The organism is Chryseobacterium sp. FR054 (assembly GCF_056844565.1).
Genome location: NZ_JBXDSA010000006.1, coordinates 61,744 through 86,036 on the forward strand (window position 1 = coordinate 61,744; position 24,293 = coordinate 86,036).

Sequence of the window (24,293 nt, forward strand, 5' to 3'; positions counted from 1 at the left end):
TTTTTTGTTTAAGACAAATTTCAGCAGAAAACAAAGTGGAGTCAATTACACTTTTGTGTAATTTTAAGGCCTGAATCCATGGTTGTTGGTTTGTTTTTTGTTTCTATTAAATTTAATCAATTTTTGGTTACAATTCTAAAACAAATCATACTGAACCATTAAAAAATAAAATATCATGAAAAAAGGGCTTTTAATAGCAGTTTCAGCAGCTGCATTATCATTAACGGGCTGCAAAAAAAGCGAAAGCGGAAACAAGAGTATCATCAAAACAGACAGTTCTGAAACTGTAATTACCGATAATAACGGGAAGATTGATTCGCTAACGCAGAGTTCTTCCACAACAGAGGTAAACGGTCAGAAAACTGAGAAAACAGATTTCGTCTATAAAGCGACAGACGGAACTCTCGTAAAAGTAGTCTTCAAAAATGATCCTAAAGAAAGCACGGTAGCGATAACCAGCAATAAAAAGACATTCACCCTTCCTAAATCGGAAACAAAGGATGGAGAGACCATCTATAAAAAAGATGATATGACGGCCAGAGTAAAAGGAGACAGCCTTCATCTTGAACAAGGCAATAATATCATTGAACTGAAGAGAACCAAGATATAGAAGTAAGAATAAATCCGTTTTACAGTTTGTGAAACGGACTTTTTTATTTAGTTTGGGCTAAGCTCTATAGGATTGTACTGATCATACATTTTTCTTGATTTTTGATTGAGCTGCCGGATGGTTTCCGGATCTGTTGTTGATTTATCCAAAATTTCCGAATAATCCGTTTTCAGAAATGAATTTTTTCTCCATTGATAAACGTTTTCTTTTTTTGAAGGCTTAACATTTTTGTATGAATTAGCAAACGGGCAAAAATCTTTTCGCTTTTTAAATCTGTATAATTTGTAATGAAAATTGTTTTTTTCATCATAGAGTTCTATAATAAGACCCGGAAGTTTATTGAATTTATAAGGACCAAAGTTTAATGGAATACGTGGATTAAAATATGCAATCCAGTTTCTTCCATATTTGGTCGTAATTGCTTTCTGACATTTTGCATTTCCAATGATCTTAAACTCATTAATCAATTTCCATTCTATGTTATTCGGTTCTTCATAAGAAACATTTGCTGTGGTAACAGGTGTTGTTACATATATCTTTCCGGAAGTAACTCCTATATTTTCTGGGTATTCGCTCATATAATTAGAAAAAGTTTTCAAATCAGTATAAGTGTCTCCTGTTTCTTTAAGCTTTTTATAATACTTTAAAGAATCTCCAACATATACATTCATACTTTTAAAATAAGATTCTTTATCGTTCATCAACAAAATAAAAGTAGTGAGTTCGCTTTTCGCATTAGGAGCATTTATATTTTTATACTCTAATGTATAGGCAGCTACATATTCCATGGAAAAACTTTTCTGGGCTTTCCCCATAAAAATATAAAGTGGAAAAAGTAAAAATAATATCCTTTTTTTCATAATGTAGAAAAGCTATTTTGTTGTCAAAATAGCCCGAATTTTTATATGTCTTTACGACTAATTTGAATAGTAGAAAATAATTTTTGATGGATATACTCCACAAGCATTAGCATTAAGCTCTTTTAATGCTGTTTCTAAATATGATATTGTAACGTTCGATGCCCATTGATCGTTAATTTGAAAAACTGTTCCGCAAGAACTTCTAAATGGAAAAGCGCTAACAAGAGTTCCTATTATAACTGCGCATGTGAATAGTAATTTTTTCATAATGTTTTTGCTTTTTAATTATTAAATAATTTTGTATAATTCTATCCTAAATTAGCATAGTGTGAAAATAAAACAAGTAAAAATATATCAATTATAAAAAAGCCTTTTAATTTAAAAATTAAACAAAAATAATATGAAAATTTTAGCCAATTTTATTTTTGACAATTAAATTTTTAAAGCCTTTTATCAAAAAAATAATCTATAATCTGAATAATTTTTCATTAATATCCGAACAGATATTATTCAGCCTTCATCTTGAATAAAGCAATAACGTGATTGAACTGAAGAGAACCAAGATATAGCAACAGCGAAGTCCCCCAATTTTCATTGAGGGACTTCTGTTTATGTCTGTATGTAAATTATGCTTTCTTCAGCAGGTCGCTGTTGATCCAGCCATATACAGGTTCTTCCCCGTTTACCGGCTTCAGTAAGACATAGACGTAGAACCAGCCCAGCTTACTTTTGATAAACTCCACCTGAGTACCTTTTTTAAGCTTCATCATGGAATCATATTCGGTTCCGGCTCCTTTTCTTATGTTGACAAGATCTGCTGTTACCATATAGATGTCTGCGGTATCATCCTCTCTTCCCAATAATTTTGCTCTGAAACTTTCCATCGGGAATGCAGGTCCGGGATCATTTTTCCTGAAAGGTGCAATGTCATCATGCCCCAGGATATCCTTAATGTTATAGGTTTCCATCAGCAGTTTACAGACCCGGAAGCAGGAATCCATCTGTTTTTCTGTAAAATTATGCCAGTAGGAATCGTTTTCTTCGTGCTTATGTTTTGCCCTGACTACAAATTCTTTCGGGTATTCTTTTCCGAACCAGGCATAGAACCTGTCGTTCACATTGGTAAGTCTTCCGGGATTATCCAGTTCGATTCCTATGGAAAAATCATTAAAACCTGAGCGTTCCGCCCAGCGGCTTTTCCCTGCGTGCCATGCTTTCCTGTTAAACTCTACCATCTGGGTAATCTTCCCTTCCCGGTCTATAACCAGATGTGCGGAAGCTTTAGCGGCCGGATCCTTGAACCAGCTTACGGAACTGTCTGCCCCTCTTCCGGCAGTAAAGTGTATAATGATATATTCAGGAATGATGTTCCCTCCTTTGTTTGGGGTATCTGTAAAGCTGATGCTGTCTCCTGAAACTGTTTTCGATAATTTGTCTTTGATAACTTTCATGATCGGTATTTTTAGATGATTAAAGTTCCTTTATTTTAAATTATCAGTCAATTACACTTTAGGGGTATTTAAACCGTACATCACAAACGGTTTTTGTTATTTTAAATTTTCGTTCAGGAATTTCTCGAAATACTCATCAGAAGGTCTGTTAAAATATTCTGAAAGAATTTCATTTTTATTATTCAACAGAATAAATCTCGGAATTCCGCCGATCTTAAATCCGGAAATAAAAGCACTGGTTTCAAAATTGTCAATTACAGCGGAATGTTTCGTATCCAGATTATATTTTTCAGCAGCCTTTTTCCATTTCTCTTTGTCTTTGTCTATACTGACAGATACAAATTCAACCTTTTGGCCGTACTTTTCCTTCATTTTAACGAGAGCCGGAAACTCTTCTATGCACGGAACGCACCAGCTGGCCCAGACATCTATCACAACAAGGTCTTTATCTGTTCTGATCAGATCTTTAAAATTTATCTTCCTAAGATCTGATCTGAAAAAAACTGAAGCCTCTATCTTAGGATCGGTCTTTTTAAACATCTTACTGAAGAATTCCGGGTGGAGCATATAGGGTTTTGCTTTTTCCATAGCTATCCTTTTCTCTGAAATTTGGTCTGATGTATCCAGATAATCCAGTATAAAACCGTCCAGCGATTCTGTTTTATACAGTGACGGGTCTAAGTAAGGGAGCAGTTCCAGATCATTTTTTGGGAAAAGCTTTTTCTTTGCCCCGGAATATTTCAGAAGTCCGTACATTATTCTTTTATCTGTAAGACTATTGACGGAGGTAATATTCCGGTAATCTTTGAGCAGCTTCTCCTGATACCCATCAAGTGTACTGCCCAGTAAAGAAATATTCACTTTTGAATAATCGATATAGAAAATACGGGAATAAAAATAGGAAAGCAGATAATTTTTCAGAACAATCAGCTCCTCATTACTGAACAACTGTTCATAATTTTTCAGCAGATCCATTCTGTCTTTATGCTCAGATTCCATTTCTGAGAAGTAACTGCTGTAATCATTTTCTGTATAAAGGCCTAAATCGTTATCATGTTTTATCAGCAGATTTAAAATATCATTTTTCGGATTGCCTGTGTAAGCTGTTTTGTCAGGAGAGAAATCAAAGGAGAGAAGATCTTTATCAAAACAGATAAACCTTTTGATGAGCGTACTTTCTTTTACCAGCCGGTACGATTCAAATACTGTGGGCTTTGAATACACTGCATTTTTGCTTACGGGTATATCATTCTTTTTTCGCGGAGAAATAAAAATGTTTGCAGCCCTGTGTTTTTCTAATGTATTTAAAGTAAAGGTCCCGTTATCTATAAACCGGACGTCAATTTTTATATTTACAGAATCCTGACAGCAGATTATTCTATCCGACACAGATCTTCCTGTATTGCTTCTGAAAATTAAAAAGACGGCAATACAAAAAAGCAGGATTTCTGTAATTTTTATCCTATTGTTTTGATTATTCATGGTAAGAAATAAGTTTCTCTAATATAAACAATCTTACCGATGAATGATGGCAATAAAAAAACCATCCGGAATTCGGATGGTTTTTTACTGATCTCTGAATGAATATTATTCTTCAGTTTTCTCTTCAGCAGAGTCAGCTGCTTCAGCCTTAGGCTCTTCAACTTTCTCTTCTACTGCCGGAGCTTCAGCAACTACTGCTTCAGCTTTTTTAGCAGTTGTAGATCTTCTGCTTCTTCTTGTAGTCTTTTTCTCTTCAGCATTAGGGTTGTAAAGCTCGTTGAAATCTACTAATTCGATAAGAGCAGTATCAGCAGCATCACCTGGTCTGAATCCTGTCTTGATGATTCTTGTATAACCACCGTTTCTTTCAGCGATTTTAGGAGCTACAGTTCTGAATAATTCAGCAACCGCAAATTTATTTTGAAGGTAAGAGAATACTACTCTTCTGTTGTGTGTAGTATCTTCTTTTGCTTTTGTTAATAGAGGCTCAACATATACTCTTAAAGCTTTAGCTTTAGCAACAGTAGTGTTGATTCTTTTATGCTCAATTAGAGAACAAGCCATATTAGAAAGTAAAGCACTTCTGTGAGAAGCTGTTCTTCCTAAGTGATTGAATTTTTTACCGTGTCTCATTATTAATTATTTATCAGCGTCTAACTTATATTTTGCAACGTCGAAACCGAAGTTAAGACCTTTTGAATGCACTAATTCTTCTAGTTCTGTCAAAGATTTTTTACCAAAATTTCTGAATTTCATCAAATCAGACTTACTGTAAGAAACCAGTTCTCCAAGAGTTTCTACTTCAGCTGCTTTCAGACAGTTAAGGGCTCTTACGGAAAGATCCATATCTGCTAATTTAGACTTAAGTAATTGTCTTGTGTGAAGAGTTTCTTCGTCATATTGGATAGATGCTTTTACGGCTTCAGTTTCAAGCGTGATTCTCTCATCAGAGAACAGCATGAAGTGATAAATTAATATCTTGGAAGCTTCAGTTAAAGCATTCTGAGGGCTGATAGACCCGTCAGTTTCTATATCTAATACAAGTTTTTCGTAGTCTGTTTTTTGCTCTACACGATAATTTTCAATGCTGTATTGTACTTTCTTGATCGGCGTGAAAATAGAGTCGATAGCAATAGTTCCTACGGGAGCATTGTTTGACTTATTTTGTTCAGAAGGAACATACCCTCTACCTTTTTCAATATTGAAAGTAATTTCGAAAGTTACATCAGTATTTAGGTTGCAGATCACAAGATCCGGGTTCAGCACCTCGAATCCGTTGATAGACTTTCCTAAATCCCCAGCAGTAATAACCGTCTGACCTGAAACTTTAGCAACAACCTGCTCGTTAGCCTGGCCTTCTGCTGAAGCTTTTAATCTTACCTGCTTAAGGTTAAGAATGATTTCAGTAACGTCTTCGATTACTCCTGGAATAGTTGAAAATTCGTGCTCTACACCTTCTATTTTGATAGATGAAATAGCGTATCCTTCCAGAGAAGAAAGCAACACTCTTCTCAAAGCATTACCGATTGTAAGCCCGAAACCTGGTTCTAAAGGTCTGAATTCAAATTGACCTTTAAATTCATCAGAGTTAAGTAAAATTACTTTATCGGGTTTTATGAATTGTAAAATTGCCATATTATTGGGTTGAGCAAAAATTTGATTAAAAAATTATTTAGAGTAAAGTTCGACGATAAGGTTCTCCTTGATGTCTTCCGGAATCTGGATTCTTTCAGGAGCAGAAATGAAGGTACCTTCTTTCTTCTCATCGTTGAATTGTAACCACTCATAATTTGCTTTAGAAGCTAATGCATTGGTAACCACTTCAAGAGATTTAGATTTTTCTCTTACCGCGATTACATCACCAGCTTTTACCAAATACGAAGGGATGTTAAGAATTTCTCCGTTCACAGTGATGTGTCTGTGAGAAACTAATTGTCTAGCAGCAGATCTTGTTTTAGCAAAACCTAATCTGTATACTACGTTGTCCAGTCTAGATTCGCAAAGTTGTAATAGAACTTCCCCTGTTACACCTTTGCTTCTGTGTGCTTTTTCGAATAAGTTAGCGAACTGTCTTTCTAAGATACCGTAAGTATATTTAGCTTTTTGTTTTTCAGCCAGCTGAACTGCGTATTCTGATTTTTTAGCACCTCTTCTTTTGTTAGGACCGTGTTGTCCTGGCGGTTGGTTTTTTCTTTTTTCGAAGTTTTTGTCATCTCCGTAGATTGCAGCACCAAACTTTCTAGCAATCTTAGTTTTAGGTCCAATATATCTTGCCATAATGGGTAAATTCTAAAAATTAAACTCTTCTTCTTTTTGGTGGTCTACATCCATTGTGTGGCATAGGAGTCACGTCAATGATTTCGCTAACTTCAATTCCTGAATTGTGGATAGATCTGATAGCAGATTCTCTACCTGCTCCCGGACCTTTCACAAACACCTTCACTCTTCTTAAACCAGCTTCGTGAGCTACAGCAGAGCAATTTTCAGCTGCCATCTGAGCAGCAAATGGAGTATTCTTTTTAGAACCTCTGAAACCCATTTTACCGGCAGAAGCCCAAGAGATAACCTCTCCGTTTTTATTTGTTAAAGAAATGATGATGTTATTGAAAGAAGCCTGAATATGTGCTTCACCAATAGCTTCAACTTTTACTTTTCTTTTTTTAACTACTTTAGTTTGTTTTGCCATAATTCCTAACGATTATTTACTAGCTTTTTTCTTGTTAGCAACAGTTTTTCTCTTCCCTTTACGTGTTCTAGAGTTGTTTTTCGTTCTCTGGCCTCTTAAAGGTAATCCTAGTCTGTGACGTATTCCTCGTTGGCATCCTATGTCCATCAATCTCTTGATGTTCAATTGCACTTCAGATCTCAATTCTCCTTCTACTTTTACGTTTTCAGAGATATAGGTTCTGATTGCAGCCAATTCATCGTCATTCCATTCGTTGACTTTCTTGTCTTCGCTGATACCGGCAGCTTTAAGGATTTCAGAAGAAGTACTTCTTCCTACTCCGTAGATGTAAGTTAAACCGATAACACCTCTTTTGTTTTTTGGTAAATCAATACCTGCAATTCTCGCCATAATTTAATGTTAGCCTTGTCTTTGTTTAAATTTTGGGTTCTTTTTGTTGATTACAAACAGTACACCTTTTCTGCGTACGATTTTGCAGTCAGCACTTCTTTTTTTAATTGATGCTCTAACTTTCATTTGATAGTATTTATTTTTCAACAAGAGCCAAATGGAACAAATATTCCATTTGGCGATTGTTTTTTTAATATCTAAAAGTGATTCTCCCTTTGGTTAAATCATAGGGAGACATTTCTAGTTTTACCTTGTCTCCAGGTAAAAGTTTAATATAATGCATTCTCATTTTGCCGGAGATATGAGCAATAAGAATATGCCCGTTTTCCAGCTCTACACGGAACTGGGCGTTCGAAAGAGCTTCCGTTATAACGCCGTCTTGTTCAATATGTTTTTGTTTTGCCATAAATTAATATCCAGTCGTTCTTGACAATTTAGACTGCATTAAGCCATCATAGTGATGGTTCAGCAGATATGTATTAATCTGTTGAACTGTATCTAAAATTACTCCCACCATAATTAATAGTGATGTTCCCCCGAAAAACAGGGCAAACGCGTCTGTCTGAACAAAGCTTCCATGCACAATTGCCGGAAGGACTGCAAAGATAGATAAAAAAATTGCACCTGGCAAGGTAATTTTTGATAAAATATCATCTAAATAGTCAGCGGTCTCTTTACCGGGTCTTACTTTCGGTACTAAACCTCCGTTTCTCTTCAAATCATCAGCCATCTGGTTTACCGGAATAGTAATCGCAGTATAGAAAAATGAGAAGATAATAATTAATAGCGCAAACAATACGTTGTACTGCCAGCTAAAAACATTCTTGAAACCTGCAAGAAAAGTATTGGACTCATCGAATTTCGTTAATAATCCTGGTACGAACATCAATGCCTGAGCAAAGATAATCGGCATTACACCAGCAGCATTCACTTTCAACGGGATCCATTGTCTTGCTCCCTGCATAAGATTTCTGTTTACACCTCCTCTTGCTTGAGCTCTGCTTACATACTGAATCGGAATTTTTCTAACAGCAACCGATAGGATTACTGCTAAAAGAACTACCAACATCCAGAATAATACTTCAATAAGGATCATGATAGATCCCATTCCTCCTTTTCCGTTCTGCACGGCCATCTCCTGTACGAATGCCTCAGGTAATCTTGAAAGGATCCCCACCATAATAAGGATAGAGATACCGTTTCCGATTCCTTTATCGGTAATCTTTTCACCAAGCCACATTGCAAATACTGAACCGGCAACCAGGATAACGATACTTGGCAACCAGAACATGATTGAATTAGGCTCTACATAATATGCAGACTGGAACTGAGCATACGGTAAGAATAATTGAGTAATAGAGGTTAGGTATGAAGGTGCCTGTACGAGACAAACTCCAATCGTTAACCATCTTGTAATCTGATTCAATGTATTTCTACCTGACTCTCCATCTTTCTGAAGCTTCTGAAGATAAGGAATTGCCATTCCCATCAACTGAACAATAATAGAAGCAGAAATATAAGGCATGATACCCAACGCCATTACGGAAGCGTGGCTGAAAGCTCCCCCCGTAAACGACGAAAGCAAGCCAAGGAGACCTGCTCCTTGCTTGTTACCGCCTTGATTTTTATAATGCTCTAAGAGATCTCCCACCTCTGCAAGGTTAATTGCAGGAAGTGAGATATAAGATGCGAATCTATACACAAGGATAATACCTAACGTAAAGAGAATTTTTTCTCTTAATTCTTTTAGGCTCCAAATATTTTTTAGGGTTTGTATAAATTCTTTCATTAGTAAGTATTATAAGGTAATTGCTTTTCCACCTGCTTTGGCAATAAGCTCTTCAGCAGATTTAGTGAATTTGTCAGCAGAGATTGAAACCGCAGATTTCAATTCTCCTCTACCCATAATTTTCACTAAGTCGTTTTTAGAAACGATACCGTTTGCTACTAAAACTTCTTTCGTGATATCTCCGGTGATGGATTTGTTCTCGATTAAAGTTTGGATCGTATCAAGGTTCACTCCTTTAAACTCTTTTCTGTTTACGTTTTTGAATCCGAATTTCGGTAATCTTCTTTGTAAAGGCATCTGTCCACCTTCGAAACCGATTTTCTGAGAATAACCGGCTCTGGATTTCTGACCTTTGTGACCTTTTGTTGAAGTACCTCCTTTTCCGGTACCCTGTCCTCTACCAATTCTTTTTGAGTTGAAAGTAGATCCTGCAGCAGGTTTTATGTTATTTAAATTCATTTTAATTTCTCTTTTTTAAAATTATTTTTGAACTTCAAGTAAGTGGCTCACTGCAGCGATCATTCCTAAGATGGAAGGAGTAGCTTCATGTTCTACAACTTGGTGAAGTTTTTTTAATCCTAATGCTTCAAGCGTTCTCTTTTGGGTTTTTGTTCTTCCAATAGCGCTTCTTACTTGCTTTACTTTGATTGTTGCCATTGTTTTAATTATTAACCGTTAAACACTTTACTTAGAGAAACTCCTCTCATTCTAGCGATCTCTTCAGGTCTTCTGATATCCAATAACGCTTTGAAAGTAGCTTTCACCACGTTGTGAGGGTTAGAAGATCCTTTAGATTTTGAAAGGATATCGTGAATACCAGCAGATTCCAATACCGCTCTTACCGCACCACCGGCGATAAGCCCTGTACCGTGAGAAGCAGGTCTTAAGAAGATATCTGCACCTCCGTATCTTGCTGTAGTCTGGTGAGGAATAGTGTGGTTCATTACCGGAACTTTCACAAGGTTTTTCTTAGCATCTTCAACAGCTTTAGCGATTGCAGAAGCTACTTCTTTAGATTTTCCAAGACCGTGACCGATTACTCCGTCTTCATTACCTACTACCACGATAGCAGAAAATCCGAAAGCTCTACCTCCTTTAGTTACTTTTGTTACTCTGTTAACAGCTACGAGACGATCTTTTAATTCTAATCCTCCCGGTTTTACTCTTTCTATATTATCTAGTCCTAACATATTTTCCGAAATTTAATGATTAGAATTTAAGTCCTCCTTCTCTCGCTCCATCAGCCAGAGCTTTTACTCTACCGTGGTAAACGAAACCGTTTCTGTCAAATACAATACTTTCAATTCCTGCAGCAAGAGCTTTAGCAGCGATAGCTTTACCTACTGCAACAGAAACTTCAGTTTTAGTTCCTTTAGCGTCAACACCTTTCTCTCTTGAAGAAGCAGATGCTAAAGTTTTACCTTCTTTATCGTCGATTAACTGAGCGTAAATTTCCTTATTACTTTTGTATACAGATAATCTTGGCAATTCAGAAGAACCAGAGATTTTTCCTCTTACTCTTCTTTTGATTCTTATTCTTTTTTCTAATTTACTTAATGCCATAATACTTATAATTTATTAAGCAGATTTACCAGCTTTACGTCTAACAATTTCTCCTACGAATCTTACACCTTTTCCTTTGTAAGGCTCAGGCTTTCTGAAAGAACGGATCTTTGCAGCTACCATCCCTAGAAGTTGGTTGTCGTGAGACGTTAAAGTAATAATTGGGTTTTTACCTTTTTCAGTCAATGTATCCACTTTTACTTCGCTTGGAAGTTCCAATACGATACCGTGAGAGAATCCTAAAGCCAACTCAAGTTTTTGACCTGCGTGTGAAGCTCTGTATCCTACTCCTACTAATTCAAGTTTCTTTTCGAAACCAGCACTTACCCCAACAATCATGTTGTTGATTAACGCTCTGTACAGACCGTGAAGTGCTTTGTGTTGTTTAGAATCAGATGGTCTGTTTACGTTCAGTTCACCATCTTTCTGTTCTATAGTAATTCCTGCTGTAAGCTCCTGAGAAAGTTCTCCTTTAGCTCCTTTTACAGTTACTACACCGTTGTTTTCAGTGATGGTAACTCCAGCTGGAATTGTTATAATTGCTTTACCAATTCTTGACATTTTCCTCTGATTAAAAATTAATAAACATAGCAGATTACTTCACCGCCTACTTTTTCTTCTCTAGCTTTCTTATCAGTCATTACTCCTTTAGAAGTAGAGATGATAGCTATACCCAAACCGTTTAGTACTCTTGGAAGTTCAGCTGAACCTTTGTACTGTCTCAAACCTGGTCTAGAAGCTCTCTGAATAGACTTGATAGCCGGTTTATTGGTTTGCTTATCATACTTTAAAGCGATTTTGATCGAACCCTGAACGGCGTTATCTTCAAACTTGAAGTTTAAGATATACCCCTGATCAAATAAGATCTTAGTAATCTCCTTTTTGATTTTCGATGCAGGAATTTCCACCACTTTGTGGCCTGCGCTTTGTGCGTTCCTTACTCTTGTTAGGAAATCTGAAATTGGATCTGTTACCATTTTTCTTTTATAATTATTGGTTAAAGAACAATCAGTATTGAAAAGACTTGAAGAGTAAAATATCAGACTTCAGAAATCTTCGGTCTGATATTTTTTATCTTTAGTATCCTGACAACTTAATTGTCCCGGTTTTAATTTGTAATGATTACCAACTGGCTTTTCTTACTCCTGGGATAAGACCGTTGTTTGCCATTTCTCTGAAAGTTACTCTGGAAATACCGAACGTTCTCATGTACCCTCTTGGTCTACCTGTCAGTTTACATCTGTTGTGTAATCTTACAGGGGAAGCATTTTTAGGTAATTTCTGAAGTCCTTCATAATCACCAGCTTCTTTAAGAGCTTGTCTTTTAGCAGCGTATTTAGCAACTAGTGCTTCTCTTTTGCGCTCACGCGCTTTCATTGATTCTTTAGCCATTTCTTAGTTCTTTTTAAATGGTAAACCGAAGTGAGTTAATAATGCTTTAGCTTCTTTATCTGTTTTCGCAGTTGTAACGAAAGTGATGTCCATCCCCTGGATTTTTTTCACTTTGTCAATTACGATTTCAGGGAAGATAATCTGCTCAGTAATACCTAAGTTGTAGTTACCTCTACCATCGAAACCATCTGCCTTGATACCGGAGAAATCTCTGATACGTGGTAAAGCAGAAGAAGTAAGTCTGTCTAAGAATTCATACATTCTTTGAGCTCTCAAAGTTACTTTAGCACCTACCGGCATACCTTTTCTCAGTTTGAAAGCCGCTTCGTCTTTCTTAGAAATAGTACCTACTGCTTTCTGGCCAGTAATCATTGTTAATTCTTCTACAGCATAATCAATAATTTTCTTGTCTGCAGTTGCATCACCTAAACCTTGTGATATAACGATTTTCTCTAATCTAGGTACTTGCATGATTGACTTGTACCCAAATTCTTCCATCATTGCAGGAACAATTTTCTCTTTATATGCTTTTTTGGGTCTTGCTATAAATTCCATGTGTTAATTCAAATTATAAAGTTTCACCCGTTTTCTTATTGATTCTTACTTTCTTATCTCCCTCGATTTTGTAACCGATTTTGATCGCTTTTCCGTCTTTTCCAACTAAAGCTACGTTTGAGATATGAATAGAAGCTTCTCTTTCAACGATTCCTCCCTGAGGATTTGAAGCTGAAGGCTTAACGTGTTTTTTAACGATGTTAAGTCCTGCTACAACAACTCTTGGGTCTTTTCCTTCTTTTTTGATCACTTCAATAACTTCACCTGTACCACCTTTAAGACCTTTCTTACCGGTAGTTACGATTACGTTATCTCCTCTTTTTATTTTTAACTTTGACATTTCTTTAAAAAATTTTAAAAATTAAAGTACTTCAGGAGCTAATGAAATGATTTTCATATATTCTTTGTCTCTCAACTCACGAGCAACCGGTCCGAAAACACGTGTTCCTCTCATTTCTCCCGCTGCGTTCAGTAATACACAAGCATTGTCTTCGAATTTGATGTATGAACCATCTTTTCTTCTAACTGCTTTTTTAGTTCTTACTACTACAGCTTTAGATACCTGACCTTTTTTAGCGTTTCCTGATGGTGTAGAATCCTTGATAGTAACAACGATTTTATCACCAACTGAAGCATATCTTCTTCTGGTTCCTCCCAGAACTCTGATGACAAGTACTTCTTTTGCACCTGTGTTATCAGCAACTTTTAATCTTGATTCTGTTTGTAACATTATTACTTAGCTTTTTCAATGATTCTTACTAATCTCCATCTTTTGTTCTTGCTCAAAGGTCTAGTTTCCTGGATAAGAACTGTATCTCCTTCGTTGCATTCGTTGTTCTCGTCGTGTGCAGTATATTTTTTCGTCTTTAATACGAATTTACCGTACATCGGGTGTTTCATTCTCATCGTTTCACTAACAACAATGGTCTTTTCCATTTTATTGCTGGAAACAACTCCAATTCTTTCTTTTCTTAAATTTCTTTCCATTGTAAAATGAAATTATTGTTTGTTAGTTAACTCAGTGTTTAGTCTCGCGATTGATTTTCTCAAATCTCTGATTTGGATCGGGTTTTCAATTGGGCTGATTTTGTGAGCCAATTTCAGTTTTGAATATTGAGCTTTCAGTTCAGCAAGTTTTGCCTGAATATCCCCTGCGCTTAAATTTTTAATATCAGCTTGTTTCATTGTATTCAAAGATTAAAGAGGTTTAACAAAATCGTTAGCAACTACGAATTTAGTAACAACAGGTAGTTTCTGTGCAGCAAGTCTAAGAGCTTCTTTCGCAACTTCGTAAGGTACTCCTCCAACTTCGAACATAATTTTACCTGGTTTTACTACAGCTACCCAATATTCCACAGCACCTTTACCTTTACCCATACGTACTTCCGCTGGCTTTTTAGTAATTGGCTTATCCGGGAAAATTTTGATCCATAGCTGACCCTCTCTCTTCATATATCTTGTCGCAGCGATACGCGCAGCTTCAATCTGTCTTGCAGTGATCCAAGCTCCTTCAATAGCTTTGATTCCAAAAGTTCCGTAAGCAAGTTGACTACCTCTCTGGGCATTCCCCTTCATCTTCATCTTGTGAACTCTACGGAATTTGGTTCTTTTTGGTTGTAACATAATTTCTAAATTTTAGATTTTAGATTTTAGATTTTAGATTTTTTTTAATTTTAAAAAAGTAACGGTAATTCAAAATTCAAAATTTCTAATCTAAAATTTTAATTATTATTGTTATTGTTGTTGTTTTTTCTAGGTCTTCTGTTATCTCTGTCTCCTCTGTTTCCTCCTCCTGCAGGACCTCCTTTTTTCTGTTGTCCCACTAGTGGAGAAAGCTCTCTTTTACCGTAAACTTCCCCTTTCATGATCCAAACTTTCACCCCTAGTCTACCGTAAGTAGTGTGAGCTTCAGCCCAGTGGTAATCGATATCAGCTCTGAAAGTAGACAAAGGAATTCTTCCGTCTTTGAAAGATTCGCTTCTTGCCATTTCAGCACCGTTCAATCTACCGGAGATCTGAACTTTGATACCTTCAGCACCCATTCTCATTGTGCTTGCCATAGCCATCTTAACAGCTCTTCTGTAAGAGATTCTGTTTTCAATCTGCTTAGCAATGCTATCTGCTACCAATACAGCGTCAAGCTCAGGTCTTTTGATTTCGAAGATGTTGATCTGAATATCCTTTCCAGTCAATTTTTTCAACTCTTCTTTCAGTTTATCAACTTCCTGACCTCCTTTACCGATGATAAGTCCCGGTCTGGCGGTAGTAATTGTAACTGTTACTAATTTAAGGGTTCTTTCAATATAGATTTTTGAAATACCACCTTTAGATAATCTAGCCTCAAGGTATCTTCTGATTTTGTAGTCTTCCGCGATTCTGTCTCCATAATCGTTTCCACCAAACCAGTTAGAATCCCATCCTCTGATGATACCTAATCTATTACCAATTGGATTTGTCTTCTGTCCCATACCTTGATTAATTTTCTTTATTACCTAAGATTAATGTAACGTGGTTAGATCTTTTTCTGATTCTGTACCCTCTACCTTGTGGAGCCGGTCTCAGTCTCTTCAATTGTCTTGCGCTATCCACGAAGATTTCTTTAACGATAAGGTTTGCTTCTTCAATATCCGCACCTTCGTTTTTCACCTGCCAGTTTGCCATAGCAGAAAGAAGTAATTTCTCTAATTTGTTAGATGCATCCTTCTTAGAATATTTTAGGATATAAAGAGCTTTATCTACCTGCTCTCCTCTAATGATATCAGCAACTAATCTCATTTTTCTCGGAGAAGACGGGCAATTGTTTAATGAAGCTTTTACAACGTCTTTGTTAGCTTCTTTTCTTGCGATTGAACTATCTTGTTTTCTTGATCCCATGATTATCTGCTTCCTTTGTTTTTGTTACCACCATGACCTCTGAAAGATCTTGTTGGAGAAAATTCGCCTAACTTGTGACCAACCATGTTTTCTGTAACATATACAGGGATAAAAGATTTCCCGTTGTGTACAGCAATAGTTTGTCCTACGAAGTCCGGAGAGATCATCGATGCTCTAGACCAAGTTTTGATAACTGTCTTCTTACCAGACTCTATATTTGCCTGAACCTTCTTATCTAAAGTATGATGAATGAATGGTCCTTTTTTAAGTGATCTTGCCATAATTATTTTCTTTTAGATACGATGTAACGGTTAGACACTTTGTTTTTCTTTCTAGTTTTGTAACCTTTAGCCGGTTTACCGTTTCTAGATCTTGGGTGACCTCCTGAAGAACGTCCTTCACCACCACCCATCGGGTGATCTACCGGGTTCATTACAACCGCTCTTGTTCTTGGTCTTCTACCTAACCATCTGCTTCTACCTGCTTTACCAGATACAGTTAACTGGTGGTCTGAGTTGGAAACTGATCCGATCATTGCGATACATTCAGTAAGGATCATTCTGGATTCTCCTGAAGGCAATTTGATGATCGCGTATTTACCGTCTCTTGAAGTTAATTGAGCTGAAGAACCAGCACTTCTTGCTAAAATAGCACCTTGTCCGGGCTTCATTTCGATACAAGAAATTACAGTACCCAATGGAATGTTTCTCAATTTCATTGCGTTACCTACATTGGGCTCTACGTTCTCACCAGAAATAACTTTCTGATCAACTTTGATACCGTTTGGAGCGATGATATATCTCTTCTCTCCGTCTGCATATTCAACCAGAGCGATGAAAGCAGTTCTGTTTGGATCGTACTCTACAGTTTTTACAGTTCCTTCAACATCGAATTTATTTCTCTTGAAGTCGATAATTCTGTATTTCTTTTTGTGTCCACCTCCGGTGTAACGCATGGTCATTTTACCTGTTTGGTTACGTCCACCTGACTTTTTAATACCAACGGTTAGAGATTTCTCTGGTTTGTTGGTAGTAATTTCCTCAAAATTGTTTACAATTCTGAATCTCTGTCCCGGGGTGATAGGTTTTAATTTTCTAACAGACATTACTATTATTTATAATTGATAATTAATTTACAGCAAAAATATCGATTACTTCCCCTTCAGCAAGAGTGATAACCGCTTTTTTCAATTTGTTTGTCTTTCCTACTTGAAGACCTTTCTTTGTATATTTCGCAGATACTTTAGGAGCATAAATCATGGTTCTAACGTCTGCTACTTTCACACCGTAAGCTTCTTCCACAGCCTTTTTGATCTGGATTTTATTCGCCTTAGGGTTCACTAAGAAAGAATAAGCACCTCTTAAATCTGTAAGATAGTTAGCTTTCTCTGAAATAACTGGTTTAATAATTAGTGACATGATTTATTTCTTTAAATTTTCCTGGAATTTTTCAACTGCACCTTCGAAGAATACGATCTCACCTGCATTTACTAAGTCGTAAGAACTTACTTCATTGAAGTTCATTACTTTAGTTTTAGGTAAGTTTCTTGAAGATAAATATACATTCTTGTTAGCTTCAGGAAGAACGAATAAAGATTTTTTACCGTTAAGTTCAAGAGCGTTCAATACGCTGATGAAATCTTTAGTTTTAGGAGCGTTTAAGCTCATATCTTCCAAAACTTTAATGCTGTTGTCTCTTAATTTCTGAGATAAAACAGATTTTTTAGCTAATCTCTTAAGAGCTTTGTTCAATTTGAATCTGTAATCTCTTGGTTTAGGTCCGAATACTCTACCTCCACCTCTGAATACCGGAGATTTGATATCCCCGTATCTTGCAGATCCTGATCCTTTTTGCTTCTTAAGCTTTTTAGTAGAAGCAGTAATTTCGCTTCTTTCTTTAGCTTTATGAGTACCTTGTCTCTGAGCAGCAAGATACTGTTTAACTTCTAAGTAAACCGCGTGCTGATTTGGCTCAATTCCGAAAACTGTTTCGTCAAGAGTTACTTTTCTTCCGGTCTCTTTTCCTGATGTATTTAATACTACTAGTTCCATTTTCTGATAATTACATAAGAATTTTTAGCTCCCGGAACAGCACCTTTTACTACTAAAAGATTTTGTCCTTCATCTACCTTTAATACCTGAAGGTTTTGAACAGTTACCTGCTTACCTCCCATTCTACCTGCCATTCTCATCCCCTTGAATACTCTTGAAGGATCTGAACCAGCACCGATAGAACCTGGAGCTCTTAATCTGTTGTGCTGACCGTGAGTAGCCTGCATTACACCTCCAAAGCCGTGTCTTTTAACAACCCCCTGGAAACCTTTACCTTTAGAAGTACCTGTAACATCTACGAATTCGCCTTCAGCAAATAAGTTTACAGTAACTTCTTCTCCTACTTTTACTTCATCAACGAATTCTCTGTAGAATTCTACCAATTTAGCTTTAGGAGCAGAACCAGCCTTTTTGAAATGGCCAGCTAACGCTTTACCTACGTTCTTTTCACTCTTGTCATCGAAACCTAATTGCACAGATTTGTATCCGTCTTTTTCTAAGGTTCTGACCTGTAAAACCGAGCATGGACCAGCTTGGATAACTGTACAAGGAATGTTTTTTCCTTCTTCGTTAAACAAAGATGTCATACCGATTTTTTTACCAATAATACCTGACATTGTTTATATTATAATAAAATTTATCCTTTATTTATCACCATTTTTCGGAAGTCTGAAGTAATTTCTAATTCTGATATAGGCATACTACGCTCCTAAAATGAGTGTGCAAATTTATGAATAATTTTATAACTGACAAATATTTACTGCAAAATATTTTGATTTTTAATCAATTAGATGATTTTGAAAAATTTCGGGCCCAATTTATACCCCGATTATTTGGAATTTAGAAAAAGAAATCGGAAAGAAGGTTATTTTATAATCACGGTAACTCCCGCTTCTTCCAGTCCGGCCCTGTCTTCTTCAGTGATTTCGCTGTCTGTGATCAGATAATCCACTTTATCCAGAGAGGCTATTTTACCAAAACCTTTTTTATTCAGCTTTGTAGAATCCGCAAGAATGACCACCTGATCGGCACAGTCTATCATCACCTGGTTCAGATGAGCTTCCGCCGCATTGGATGTGCTGATCCCGAAATCAAGATCAATACCGTCTACCCCAAGAAAAAGCTTATTGCAGGAAAACTGCTTTAAAATCCCTTCGGAAATAGAGCCGACAATAGAAGTGGAACTTTTTCTTACTTCACCTCCAAGCTGAATGATATTAATTTCCGGATTATTACAAAGCTCAAGGGCAACCCTGAGAGAAGACGTAAGAACGGTAAGTCTGCCGAAATTCCCCAGCATTCTCGCCAGATAATGCATAGTGGTCCCGGAAGCCAGTATGATACAGTCGTTTTCCTGGATAAGTTCCACGGCCGCTTTCACAATCCCCTGCTTCGCCTCTACATTGATGTTTTCCTTCTCATTCACGTTCCTTTCGTAAGCATACCTTATATGTTTGCTCGCACCTCCGTGGTTCCTGAACAGCAGCCCAAGACTTTCGAGATAGTTCAGATCCTTTCGGACCGTAACCGAAGAAACATTAAACTTCTCGCACAAATCCTGTACGGCTACATGTCCTTTTTCATCCAGCTCCTTTAATATTTGTTCGTGCCTGGGCAACAACTTTTCCATTCTTATTGTTTCATCAAAAGTAACGCTTTTTTCCGAAACTGTTAAAATTTCGATTATTTTCTTTTTAGTTTCGTTTTTAATTTATAATTTTAAAATCGAAACATAAACGAAACATTTATGAAACGAAATGAAGAACTCAGTAAACTAAACCATGTTCAGGAATGGGATTTTATCGTCATCGGAGGCGGAGCCAGCGGCTTAGGCTCGGCACTTGATGCGGCAAGCAGAGGGTTCAAAACCTTACTTCTTGAATCTCATGATTTCGCTAAAGCTACTTCCAGCCGCAGTACCAAACTGGTGCATGGCGGTGTACGCTACCTCGCCCAGGGAGATGTAGGACTGGTAAAAGAGGCATTGAAGGAAAGAGGATTACTCGCCAAAAATGCCGCACACGTTGTGAAAAACCAGTCATTTATCATTCCCAACTACACCTGGTGGGGAGGAATCTATTATAAAATAGGACTTTCCGTTTATGATTTCCTTGCCGGAAAACTAAGCCTGGGAAAAACAAAATACATCAGCAAATCAAAAACGATTGAAAAACTTCCGACAATTGAGCAACATGGCCTGGCAAGCGGTGTAGTATACCAGGACGGACAGTTTGATGATGCCAGACTAGCGGTCAATTTAACCCAGACCCTCATTGAAAAAGGAGGAAGCGCGATTAATTACATGAAAGTAACCGGACTTCTGAAGAATGATTTCGGGAAAATATCTGGCGTTATGGCAGAAGACCAGTTCTCCCTGAAGAAATATGAACTTCGTGCAAAAGCAGTCATCAATGCGACAGGAGTATTTACCAATGACATCCTGAATATGAACAATCCCAGACACGGAAAGTTTGTTGTTCCCAGCCAGGGAATCCATCTCGTTCTGGATAAATCATTTCTGAAAAGCGATGATGCCATCATGATCCCTAAAACATCAGACGGAAGAGTTCTTTTTGTTGTTCCCTGGCACGACCGGGCACTTGTAGGAACCACAGACACCCTATTGGATACCCCTAGCTTTGAACCCCACGCCCTGGAATCAGAAATCAATTTCGTTTTAGAAACAGCCAGACAATACCTGTCAAAGAAACCAACCCGTGAAGATGTAAAATCAGTATTTGCAGGACTGAGACCTCTTGCCGCTCCAAAAGACGGCAGTAAAAACACAAAAGAAGTTTCCCGAAGCCATAAAGTGCTTGCTTCAGATTCCGGACTGGTTTCCATTATCGGAGGAAAATGGACCACTTATCGTAAAATGGCCGAAGACACCGTTGATAAATCTATCGAAGTCCTGCGGCTGAAAGCAGGCCCGTCACAAACAGAACAAATGTCTATCCACGGCAATATGGCTCCTGAACTTGTTGACCGCAGCAGTCATTTATATGTATACGGATCCGATATTCCTGCCATCAAGGCATTGCAGAACAGCAATCCGAAATTTGCACAGAAGATTCATCCGGATCATGCTTTTACCGTTGCTGAAGCGGTATGGGCCATCAGACACGAAATGGCAGAAACCATTGAAGATATTCTTGCCCGAAGAGTTCGTCTTCTTTTCTTAGATGCAAGAGCTGCCATAGACAGCGCATATTCCATCGCACAGCTTATCGCTGAAGAAAAAGGATATTCTGAAGAATGGATTCACCGGCAGTCAGAAGAATTTATTGAACTTGCAAAAGGATATCTGTTAACGCCTTATTCTCCCAAAACTTTTCACCAAAATTAAACGATCTCAATATGAAAGAAAAACTGATTCTCGCTTTGGATCAGGGTACCACCTCTTCCAGAGCTATTTTATTCAATCATAGCGGTGCTATCGAATATATCTCCCAGAAAAACTTTGAACAGATATTCCCCACTCCGGGCTGGGTAGAGCATGATCCTAATGAAATCTGGTCCTCCCAGATCTCCGTTGCCGCAGAAATCATTGCCAAAGCCGGAATTTCCGGACTGGAAGTCGCTGCTATCGGAATTACCAACCAGAGAGAAACGACTGTGGTATGGGATAAAGAAACCGGTGAGCCGGTTTACAACGCTATTGTATGGCAGGACCGCAGAACATCCAAATATTGTGATGAACTGAAAGAACAGGGTCATGCCGAAACCATCAAAAACAAAACAGGCCTCGTTCTGGACGCTTATTTCTCAGCCACCAAATTAAAGTGGATTTTGGATCATGTGGAAGGGGCCAGGGAAAAAGCAGCGGCAGGTAAATTATGTTTCGGAACCGTGGATACCTGGCTGGTATGGAAACTTACCCGCGGAAAGATGTTCATTACCGATGTATCCAATGCCAGCAGAACCATGCTTCTGAATATCCATACTCTGGAATGGGATGAAGATCTTCTGGCACTGTTTGATATTCCAAAATCTGTTCTTCCGGAAGTAAAACAGAGCAGTGAAGTTTATGGTGAAACAGCAACCACTTTATTCTCCACCAAAATTCCGATCGCAGGAATTGCAGGAGATCAGCAGGCTGCCTTATTCGGACAGATGTGCATTACACCGGGAATGGTAAAGAACACATATGGAACGGGATGCTTTCTGTTGATGAATACCGGAAAAGAAGCCGTATCATCTAAAAACAACCTGCTGACTACCGTTGCCTGGAAAATCAATAATGAAGTAAACTATGCTCTTGAAGGAAGTGTGTTTGTAGGCGGAGCAGCTATCCAATGGCTGAGAGACGGGCTTAAACTTATTCATTCTTCAGATGAAGTAAATGATCTGGCAGCAAGTGTTGAGGATAACGGAGGAGTTTATTTCGTTCCTGCGCTTACAGGACTGGGCGCTCCTTACTGGGATCAGTACGCAAGAGGAACCATCGTTGGAATTACCCGCGGAACCACTGACGGGCATATTGCCAGAGCAACCCTGGAAGGAATCGCGTTTCAGGTATATGATATTGTAAAATCCATGGAAGCCGACTCCGGAAGAGCCAGTCTTGAGCTGAGAGTAGACGGAGGCGCTTCGGCAAGTAATCTTCTGATGCAGATCCAGTCTGACATTTTCGGATTTAAAATTACCAGACCCAAAACACTGGAAACTACTGCCCTGGGTGCAGCTTATCTGGCGGGCCTAGCGGTAGGATACTGGAAAGATATTGATGAAATTCAGGCTCAGTGGATCGTGGATAAAGATTTCCACCCTCAGCTTGACAGGGAAAAGACCGAAAAAATAATCCACACCTGGAACAAAGCCGTATCACGTGCCCAAAACTGGATTGAAGACTAATTCCATATAAAAAACACAATTAAAACTATGACTCCATTTGTTGCTGAAATCATCGGTACCATGCTGATGATCCTTTTAGGGAACGGCGTAGTAGCCAATGTCGTTCTGAAAGATACCAAAGGAAACAATTCCGGATGGATCGTGATCACCACCGCCTGGGCTTTGGCCGTATTTGTAGGCGTAACCGTTGCAGGACCCGTGAGCGGAGCGCATCTGAATCCCGCAGTGACGCTGGGTTTAGCTTTTGCAGGTAAATTCTCCTGGGATCTGGTTCCCACTTATATTGCCGGGGAAATGATCGGTGCAATGCTGGGAGCTTTCCTGGTATGGCTGTTCAATAAAGATCATTTTGCCATTACGGAAGATGAAGGTGCAAAACTGGCCTGTTTCAGTACAGGTCCGGCTATCAGGAAGCCTGTATCCAATATCATCAGTGAAATTATCGGAACTTTCGTTCTGGTTTTTGTGATCTTCCATTTTGCAGATCCGAGTGTAACTTTACTTAATGATCCCAATGCAAAAATCGGATTGGGAAGCGTAGGCGCTTTACCTGTAACCTTACTGGTATGGGCAATTGGTCTGTCTTTGGGAGGAACAACCGGATATGCCATCAATCCGGCAAGAGATCTCGGCCCAAGAATCATGCATGCCCTTCTTCCGGTAAAAGGAAGCAGCGACTGGAGCTACGCCTGGATCCCTGTTGCAGGACCAATCATCGGAGCAGCCCTTGCCGCTTTACTGTATACCGCATTAAGCTAACCCCAAACAGTTTACCCAATGAAAAAACTTTTTTATATATGCCTGGTTTCACTGGGCACAGGGAATCTTTTTGCCCAGGAAAATGCAGAAAACCATAAAGACAGCAGGCTGGATTTTACGGTAAATATTCAAAACAACCATCTCTGGAGAGGATTGATCATTACTGATAAACCTGTTGTGATGGGAAACCTTTCCTACGCTTTAGATAAAGATAAAAAATGGAAAGCCGGAATCTGGGGAGCATCCGCACTCGCTGATGACAAAGACAATACCCATTATAAGGAAATCAATTATTATGTGCAGTATTCGGACGGGCGGCTATATATCGGGCTTTGGGACCTGTACAACTCCAGAAACATCAATACGGCTGTTGCAGCGGATGATATTTTCAGTTATTCACGAAGAAGGACCGCCCATATTATCGATCTGAGGACCCACTATACCTTCGGACCTTCTTTTCCTTTAAATATAGAAACAGACATTATGCTCTACGGAGGTGCCAATGCCGGGGAAGTCGTTCTGAAGGAGGACGGAAGCTACCGACGGAATAAATATTCTACCTATGTACAGGTAAGCTATCCGGTAATTTCCAGTCAGAAAATCAGCCTGAATGCTTTTGCCGGAGCCGGATTCGCTCTTAACGACAGGCATTTTCTGTACGGAAACGGGAAAAACAGCTTTGACATCGTGAACGTAGGTGTAAAAGCAGGCAAGACGATTAAGATCACCGATCATTACAGTCTTCCGGTTTCTATGATGGCAATGTGGAATCCGTCTGATAAATTCGCGAGAATACAGCTGGCGGCAACGGTTTTTTAATCAAAAAGCTTCATTAACCTCGGTTCCGGATAAGAAAATCAGACTTATATTAAGTGTTATAATTGATGATCAATTGATAATTTTTTTAAAAAAACAAAGTGTTATTTGAGCTTTTTAAGTGCTCCGCAGAAGCAATCTAATATATAATTTTTGGTGAG

At 38.1% G+C, this 24,293-nt stretch carries 38 protein-coding genes; 5 read left to right on the forward strand and 33 right to left on the reverse strand.

The window, feature by feature from the left end:
- Positions 1-175 precede the first annotated feature (175 nt).
- The gene (locus AC106S_RS21025) at positions 176-610 is read left to right on the forward strand and encodes a hypothetical protein (protein ID WP_482441733.1); all 435 of its coding nucleotides are present in this window, start codon (positions 176-178) and stop codon (positions 608-610) included.
- A gap of 47 nt (positions 611-657) precedes the next feature.
- Here the strand turns inward: AC106S_RS21025 and AC106S_RS21030 are convergent, their stop codons facing one another.
- The 33 genes from AC106S_RS21030 to AC106S_RS21190 all read right to left on the reverse strand — a co-directional run bounded on the left by AC106S_RS21030 (position 658) and on the right by AC106S_RS21190 (position 19,333).
- Entirely contained in the window at positions 658-1,470 is an 813-nt protein-coding gene (locus tag AC106S_RS21030; RefSeq protein ID WP_482441735.1) for a GLPGLI family protein, read from the reverse strand.
- A 57-nt stretch (positions 1,471-1,527) separates the two neighbouring features.
- Positions 1,528-1,737 carry a hypothetical protein gene (locus AC106S_RS21035; protein ID WP_482441737.1) on the reverse strand — a complete coding sequence of 70 codons (210 nt, stop codon included), beginning with the start codon at positions 1,735-1,737 and terminating at the stop codon, positions 1,528-1,530.
- Positions 1,738-2,096: 359 nt separating this feature from the next.
- Positions 2,097-2,921 carry an N-acetylmuramoyl-L-alanine amidase gene (locus tag AC106S_RS21040; RefSeq protein ID WP_482441739.1) on the reverse strand — a complete coding sequence of 275 codons (825 nt, stop codon included), beginning with the start codon at positions 2,919-2,921 and terminating at the stop codon, positions 2,097-2,099.
- Between the two features lie 96 nt (positions 2,922-3,017).
- Positions 3,018-4,310 carry a TlpA family protein disulfide reductase gene (locus AC106S_RS21045; protein ID WP_482441741.1) on the reverse strand — a complete coding sequence of 431 codons (1,293 nt, stop codon included), beginning with the start codon at positions 4,308-4,310 and terminating at the stop codon, positions 3,018-3,020.
- 198 nt (positions 4,311-4,508) lie between these two features.
- The gene (rplQ, locus tag AC106S_RS21050; protein WP_482441743.1) at positions 4,509-5,036 is read right to left on the reverse strand and encodes a 50S ribosomal protein L17; all 528 of its coding nucleotides are present in this window, start codon (positions 5,034-5,036) and stop codon (positions 4,509-4,511) included.
- 6 nt (positions 5,037-5,042) lie between these two features.
- Positions 5,043-6,038 (reverse strand): DNA-directed RNA polymerase subunit alpha, encoded by a 996-nt coding sequence (locus AC106S_RS21055; RefSeq protein WP_045491108.1) that lies wholly within the window; start codon positions 6,036-6,038, stop codon positions 5,043-5,045.
- Between the two features lie 33 nt (positions 6,039-6,071).
- Positions 6,072-6,680, reverse strand: coding sequence for a 30S ribosomal protein S4 (gene rpsD, locus AC106S_RS21060; protein WP_482441744.1), 609 nt, complete (start codon positions 6,678-6,680; stop codon positions 6,072-6,074).
- A 19-nt stretch (positions 6,681-6,699) separates the two neighbouring features.
- On the reverse strand, positions 6,700-7,089 hold the full coding sequence (rpsK, locus tag AC106S_RS21065) for a 30S ribosomal protein S11 (RefSeq protein WP_002983263.1): 390 nt from the start codon (positions 7,087-7,089) through the stop codon (positions 6,700-6,702).
- Positions 7,090-7,101: 12 nt separating this feature from the next.
- Positions 7,102-7,479 (reverse strand): 30S ribosomal protein S13, encoded by a 378-nt coding sequence (rpsM, locus tag AC106S_RS21070; RefSeq protein WP_002983260.1) that lies wholly within the window; start codon positions 7,477-7,479, stop codon positions 7,102-7,104.
- A gap of 9 nt (positions 7,480-7,488) precedes the next feature.
- A complete protein-coding gene (rpmJ, locus tag AC106S_RS21075) occupies positions 7,489-7,605 on the reverse strand; it encodes a 50S ribosomal protein L36 (protein ID WP_007839480.1) in 117 nt (38 codons plus the stop codon).
- Between the two features lie 64 nt (positions 7,606-7,669).
- Positions 7,670-7,885, reverse strand: a complete 216-nt coding sequence (gene infA, locus AC106S_RS21080; protein WP_034684855.1) for a translation initiation factor IF-1 — start codon at positions 7,883-7,885, stop codon at positions 7,670-7,672.
- A gap of 3 nt (positions 7,886-7,888) precedes the next feature.
- A complete protein-coding gene (gene secY, locus AC106S_RS21085) occupies positions 7,889-9,268 on the reverse strand; it encodes a preprotein translocase subunit SecY (protein WP_309427757.1) in 1,380 nt (459 codons plus the stop codon).
- A gap of 9 nt (positions 9,269-9,277) precedes the next feature.
- Positions 9,278-9,727 (reverse strand): 50S ribosomal protein L15, encoded by a 450-nt coding sequence (rplO, locus tag AC106S_RS21090; RefSeq protein WP_482441746.1) that lies wholly within the window; start codon positions 9,725-9,727, stop codon positions 9,278-9,280.
- A 21-nt stretch (positions 9,728-9,748) separates the two neighbouring features.
- A complete protein-coding gene (rpmD, locus tag AC106S_RS21095; RefSeq protein ID WP_029297759.1) occupies positions 9,749-9,925 on the reverse strand; it encodes a 50S ribosomal protein L30 in 177 nt (58 codons plus the stop codon).
- An 11-nt stretch (positions 9,926-9,936) separates the two neighbouring features.
- On the reverse strand, positions 9,937-10,458 hold the full coding sequence (gene rpsE, locus AC106S_RS21100) for a 30S ribosomal protein S5 (RefSeq protein WP_034703137.1): 522 nt from the start codon (positions 10,456-10,458) through the stop codon (positions 9,937-9,939).
- A 19-nt stretch (positions 10,459-10,477) separates the two neighbouring features.
- The gene (gene rplR / locus AC106S_RS21105) at positions 10,478-10,831 is read right to left on the reverse strand and encodes a 50S ribosomal protein L18 (protein ID WP_482441748.1); all 354 of its coding nucleotides are present in this window, start codon (positions 10,829-10,831) and stop codon (positions 10,478-10,480) included.
- 15 nt (positions 10,832-10,846) lie between these two features.
- A complete protein-coding gene (gene rplF, locus AC106S_RS21110) occupies positions 10,847-11,392 on the reverse strand; it encodes a 50S ribosomal protein L6 (protein ID WP_110008552.1) in 546 nt (181 codons plus the stop codon).
- A 17-nt stretch (positions 11,393-11,409) separates the two neighbouring features.
- Positions 11,410-11,808, reverse strand: a complete 399-nt coding sequence (gene rpsH / locus AC106S_RS21115) for a 30S ribosomal protein S8 (RefSeq protein ID WP_115956713.1) — start codon at positions 11,806-11,808, stop codon at positions 11,410-11,412.
- Positions 11,809-11,953: 145 nt separating this feature from the next.
- Positions 11,954-12,223, reverse strand: a complete 270-nt coding sequence (rpsN, locus tag AC106S_RS21120; RefSeq protein WP_002983233.1) for a 30S ribosomal protein S14 — start codon at positions 12,221-12,223, stop codon at positions 11,954-11,956.
- A 3-nt stretch (positions 12,224-12,226) separates the two neighbouring features.
- Positions 12,227-12,778 (reverse strand): 50S ribosomal protein L5, encoded by a 552-nt coding sequence (gene rplE / locus AC106S_RS21125; protein WP_482441750.1) that lies wholly within the window; start codon positions 12,776-12,778, stop codon positions 12,227-12,229.
- Positions 12,779-12,791: 13 nt separating this feature from the next.
- A complete protein-coding gene (gene rplX, locus AC106S_RS21130; protein ID WP_482441752.1) occupies positions 12,792-13,118 on the reverse strand; it encodes a 50S ribosomal protein L24 in 327 nt (108 codons plus the stop codon).
- Positions 13,119-13,139: 21 nt separating this feature from the next.
- A complete protein-coding gene (gene rplN / locus AC106S_RS21135; RefSeq protein ID WP_007839504.1) occupies positions 13,140-13,508 on the reverse strand; it encodes a 50S ribosomal protein L14 in 369 nt (122 codons plus the stop codon).
- A 2-nt stretch (positions 13,509-13,510) separates the two neighbouring features.
- Positions 13,511-13,765: a 30S ribosomal protein S17 gene (rpsQ, locus tag AC106S_RS21140; RefSeq protein ID WP_002661338.1), complete on the reverse strand. Its 255-nt coding sequence runs from the start codon at positions 13,763-13,765 to the stop codon at positions 13,511-13,513.
- Between the two features lie 12 nt (positions 13,766-13,777).
- Complete coding sequence (rpmC, locus tag AC106S_RS21145; RefSeq protein ID WP_482441753.1) at positions 13,778-13,963, reverse strand: 50S ribosomal protein L29; 186 nt, start codon at positions 13,961-13,963, stop codon at positions 13,778-13,780.
- Positions 13,964-13,975: 12 nt separating this feature from the next.
- On the reverse strand, positions 13,976-14,401 hold the full coding sequence (gene rplP, locus AC106S_RS21150; RefSeq protein ID WP_062700835.1) for a 50S ribosomal protein L16: 426 nt from the start codon (positions 14,399-14,401) through the stop codon (positions 13,976-13,978).
- Between the two features lie 98 nt (positions 14,402-14,499).
- Complete coding sequence (gene rpsC, locus AC106S_RS21155) at positions 14,500-15,246, reverse strand: 30S ribosomal protein S3 (protein ID WP_309427750.1); 747 nt, start codon at positions 15,244-15,246, stop codon at positions 14,500-14,502.
- Positions 15,247-15,253: 7 nt separating this feature from the next.
- The gene (gene rplV / locus AC106S_RS21160) at positions 15,254-15,652 is read right to left on the reverse strand and encodes a 50S ribosomal protein L22 (protein ID WP_002983214.1); all 399 of its coding nucleotides are present in this window, start codon (positions 15,650-15,652) and stop codon (positions 15,254-15,256) included.
- Positions 15,653-15,654: 2 nt separating this feature from the next.
- On the reverse strand, positions 15,655-15,933 hold the full coding sequence (gene rpsS, locus AC106S_RS21165; RefSeq protein ID WP_002983209.1) for a 30S ribosomal protein S19: 279 nt from the start codon (positions 15,931-15,933) through the stop codon (positions 15,655-15,657).
- A gap of 2 nt (positions 15,934-15,935) precedes the next feature.
- Positions 15,936-16,757: a 50S ribosomal protein L2 gene (gene rplB / locus AC106S_RS21170; RefSeq protein ID WP_482441754.1), complete on the reverse strand. Its 822-nt coding sequence runs from the start codon at positions 16,755-16,757 to the stop codon at positions 15,936-15,938.
- Positions 16,758-16,779: 22 nt separating this feature from the next.
- On the reverse strand, positions 16,780-17,070 hold the full coding sequence (gene rplW, locus AC106S_RS21175; protein ID WP_309427748.1) for a 50S ribosomal protein L23: 291 nt from the start codon (positions 17,068-17,070) through the stop codon (positions 16,780-16,782).
- Positions 17,071-17,073: 3 nt separating this feature from the next.
- A complete protein-coding gene (rplD, locus tag AC106S_RS21180; protein ID WP_482441755.1) occupies positions 17,074-17,703 on the reverse strand; it encodes a 50S ribosomal protein L4 in 630 nt (209 codons plus the stop codon).
- Positions 17,694-18,320 (reverse strand): 50S ribosomal protein L3, encoded by a 627-nt coding sequence (gene rplC, locus AC106S_RS21185; RefSeq protein WP_482441756.1) that lies wholly within the window; start codon positions 18,318-18,320, stop codon positions 17,694-17,696. Before rplC ends, rplD begins: the two co-directional genes overlap by 10 nt.
- Positions 18,321-18,568: 248 nt before the next feature.
- On the reverse strand, positions 18,569-19,333 hold the full coding sequence (locus tag AC106S_RS21190; RefSeq protein WP_482441758.1) for a DeoR/GlpR family DNA-binding transcription regulator: 765 nt from the start codon (positions 19,331-19,333) through the stop codon (positions 18,569-18,571).
- A 117-nt stretch (positions 19,334-19,450) separates the two neighbouring features.
- Here AC106S_RS21190 and AC106S_RS21195 point away from each other — a divergent pair, with 117 nt between their 5' ends.
- From AC106S_RS21195 to AC106S_RS21210, 4 genes are read left to right on the forward strand one after another with little or no spacing between them, the layout of a single operon-like run.
- A complete protein-coding gene (locus AC106S_RS21195; RefSeq protein WP_482441759.1) occupies positions 19,451-21,049 on the forward strand; it encodes a glycerol-3-phosphate dehydrogenase/oxidase in 1,599 nt (532 codons plus the stop codon).
- 11 nt (positions 21,050-21,060) lie between these two features.
- Positions 21,061-22,557, forward strand: coding sequence for a glycerol kinase GlpK (glpK, locus tag AC106S_RS21200; RefSeq protein WP_482441760.1), 1,497 nt, complete (start codon positions 21,061-21,063; stop codon positions 22,555-22,557).
- Positions 22,558-22,584: 27 nt separating this feature from the next.
- Entirely contained in the window at positions 22,585-23,316 is a 732-nt protein-coding gene (locus AC106S_RS21205; RefSeq protein ID WP_482441762.1) for an MIP/aquaporin family protein, read from the forward strand.
- Positions 23,317-23,334: 18 nt separating this feature from the next.
- A complete protein-coding gene (locus AC106S_RS21210) occupies positions 23,335-24,135 on the forward strand; it encodes a hypothetical protein (RefSeq protein ID WP_482441764.1) in 801 nt (266 codons plus the stop codon).
- Positions 24,136-24,293 lie beyond the last annotated feature (158 nt).

What these genes read in the sequence shown, in the direction of transcription:
- AC106S_RS21025 (WP_482441733.1), top strand. Translation starts at nt 176, where the DNA reads ATGAAAAAAGGGCTTTTAATAGCAGTTTCAGCAGCTGCATTATCATTA.
- AC106S_RS21030 (WP_482441735.1), bottom strand. Translation starts at nt 1,470, where the DNA reads ATGAAAAAAAGGATATTATTTTTACTTTTTCCACTTTATATTTTTATG.
- AC106S_RS21035 (WP_482441737.1), bottom strand. Translation starts at nt 1,737, where the DNA reads ATGAAAAAATTACTATTCACATGCGCAGTTATAATAGGAACTCTTGTT.
- AC106S_RS21040 (WP_482441739.1), bottom strand. Translation starts at nt 2,921, where the DNA reads ATGAAAGTTATCAAAGACAAATTATCGAAAACAGTTTCAGGAGACAGC.
- rplQ (WP_482441743.1), bottom strand. Translation starts at nt 5,036, where the DNA reads ATGAGACACGGTAAAAAATTCAATCACTTAGGAAGAACAGCTTCTCAC.
- AC106S_RS21055 (WP_045491108.1), bottom strand. Translation starts at nt 6,038, where the DNA reads ATGGCAATTTTACAATTCATAAAACCCGATAAAGTAATTTTACTTAAC.
- rpsD (WP_482441744.1), bottom strand. Translation starts at nt 6,680, where the DNA reads ATGGCAAGATATATTGGACCTAAAACTAAGATTGCTAGAAAGTTTGGT.
- rpsK (WP_002983263.1), bottom strand. Translation starts at nt 7,089, where the DNA reads ATGGCAAAACAAACTAAAGTAGTTAAAAAAAGAAAAGTAAAAGTTGAA.
- rpsM (WP_002983260.1), bottom strand. Translation starts at nt 7,479, where the DNA reads ATGGCGAGAATTGCAGGTATTGATTTACCAAAAAACAAAAGAGGTGTT.
- rpmJ (WP_007839480.1), bottom strand. Translation starts at nt 7,605, where the DNA reads ATGAAAGTTAGAGCATCAATTAAAAAAAGAAGTGCTGACTGCAAAATC.
- infA (WP_034684855.1), bottom strand. Translation starts at nt 7,885, where the DNA reads ATGGCAAAACAAAAACATATTGAACAAGACGGCGTTATAACGGAAGCT.
- secY (WP_309427757.1), bottom strand. Translation starts at nt 9,268, where the DNA reads ATGAAAGAATTTATACAAACCCTAAAAAATATTTGGAGCCTAAAAGAA.
- rplO (WP_482441746.1), bottom strand. Translation starts at nt 9,727, where the DNA reads ATGAATTTAAATAACATAAAACCTGCTGCAGGATCTACTTTCAACTCA.
- rpmD (WP_029297759.1), bottom strand. Translation starts at nt 9,925, where the DNA reads ATGGCAACAATCAAAGTAAAGCAAGTAAGAAGCGCTATTGGAAGAACA.
- rpsE (WP_034703137.1), bottom strand. Translation starts at nt 10,458, where the DNA reads ATGTTAGGACTAGATAATATAGAAAGAGTAAAACCGGGAGGATTAGAA.
- rplR (WP_482441748.1), bottom strand. Translation starts at nt 10,831, where the DNA reads ATGGCATTAAGTAAATTAGAAAAAAGAATAAGAATCAAAAGAAGAGTA.
- rplF (WP_110008552.1), bottom strand. Translation starts at nt 11,392, where the DNA reads ATGTCAAGAATTGGTAAAGCAATTATAACAATTCCAGCTGGAGTTACC.
- rpsH (WP_115956713.1), bottom strand. Translation starts at nt 11,808, where the DNA reads ATGGTAACAGATCCAATTTCAGATTTCCTAACAAGAGTAAGGAACGCA.
- rpsN (WP_002983233.1), bottom strand. Translation starts at nt 12,223, where the DNA reads ATGGCTAAAGAATCAATGAAAGCGCGTGAGCGCAAAAGAGAAGCACTA.
- rplE (WP_482441750.1), bottom strand. Translation starts at nt 12,778, where the DNA reads ATGGAATTTATAGCAAGACCCAAAAAAGCATATAAAGAGAAAATTGTT.
- rplX (WP_482441752.1), bottom strand. Translation starts at nt 13,118, where the DNA reads ATGTCAAAGTTAAAAATAAAAAGAGGAGATAACGTAATCGTAACTACC.
- rplN (WP_007839504.1), bottom strand. Translation starts at nt 13,508, where the DNA reads ATGTTACAAACAGAATCAAGATTAAAAGTTGCTGATAACACAGGTGCA.
- rpsQ (WP_002661338.1), bottom strand. Translation starts at nt 13,765, where the DNA reads ATGGAAAGAAATTTAAGAAAAGAAAGAATTGGAGTTGTTTCCAGCAAT.
- rpmC (WP_482441753.1), bottom strand. Translation starts at nt 13,963, where the DNA reads ATGAAACAAGCTGATATTAAAAATTTAAGCGCAGGGGATATTCAGGCA.
- rplP (WP_062700835.1), bottom strand. Translation starts at nt 14,401, where the DNA reads ATGTTACAACCAAAAAGAACCAAATTCCGTAGAGTTCACAAGATGAAG.
- rpsC (WP_309427750.1), bottom strand. Translation starts at nt 15,246, where the DNA reads ATGGGACAGAAGACAAATCCAATTGGTAATAGATTAGGTATCATCAGA.
- rplV (WP_002983214.1), bottom strand. Translation starts at nt 15,652, where the DNA reads ATGGGATCAAGAAAACAAGATAGTTCAATCGCAAGAAAAGAAGCTAAC.
- rpsS (WP_002983209.1), bottom strand. Translation starts at nt 15,933, where the DNA reads ATGGCAAGATCACTTAAAAAAGGACCATTCATTCATCATACTTTAGAT.
- rplB (WP_482441754.1), bottom strand. Translation starts at nt 16,757, where the DNA reads ATGTCTGTTAGAAAATTAAAACCTATCACCCCGGGACAGAGATTCAGA.
- rplW (WP_309427748.1), bottom strand. Translation starts at nt 17,070, where the DNA reads ATGTCACTAATTATTAAACCAGTTATTTCAGAGAAAGCTAACTATCTT.
- rplD (WP_482441755.1), bottom strand. Translation starts at nt 17,703, where the DNA reads ATGGAACTAGTAGTATTAAATACATCAGGAAAAGAGACCGGAAGAAAA.
- rplC (WP_482441756.1), bottom strand. Translation starts at nt 18,320, where the DNA reads ATGTCAGGTATTATTGGTAAAAAAATCGGTATGACATCTTTGTTTAAC.
- AC106S_RS21190 (WP_482441758.1), bottom strand. Translation starts at nt 19,333, where the DNA reads ATGGAAAAGTTGTTGCCCAGGCACGAACAAATATTAAAGGAGCTGGAT.
- AC106S_RS21195 (WP_482441759.1), top strand. Translation starts at nt 19,451, where the DNA reads ATGAAACGAAATGAAGAACTCAGTAAACTAAACCATGTTCAGGAATGG.
- glpK (WP_482441760.1), top strand. Translation starts at nt 21,061, where the DNA reads ATGAAAGAAAAACTGATTCTCGCTTTGGATCAGGGTACCACCTCTTCC.
- AC106S_RS21205 (WP_482441762.1), top strand. Translation starts at nt 22,585, where the DNA reads ATGACTCCATTTGTTGCTGAAATCATCGGTACCATGCTGATGATCCTT.
- AC106S_RS21210 (WP_482441764.1), top strand. Translation starts at nt 23,335, where the DNA reads ATGAAAAAACTTTTTTATATATGCCTGGTTTCACTGGGCACAGGGAAT.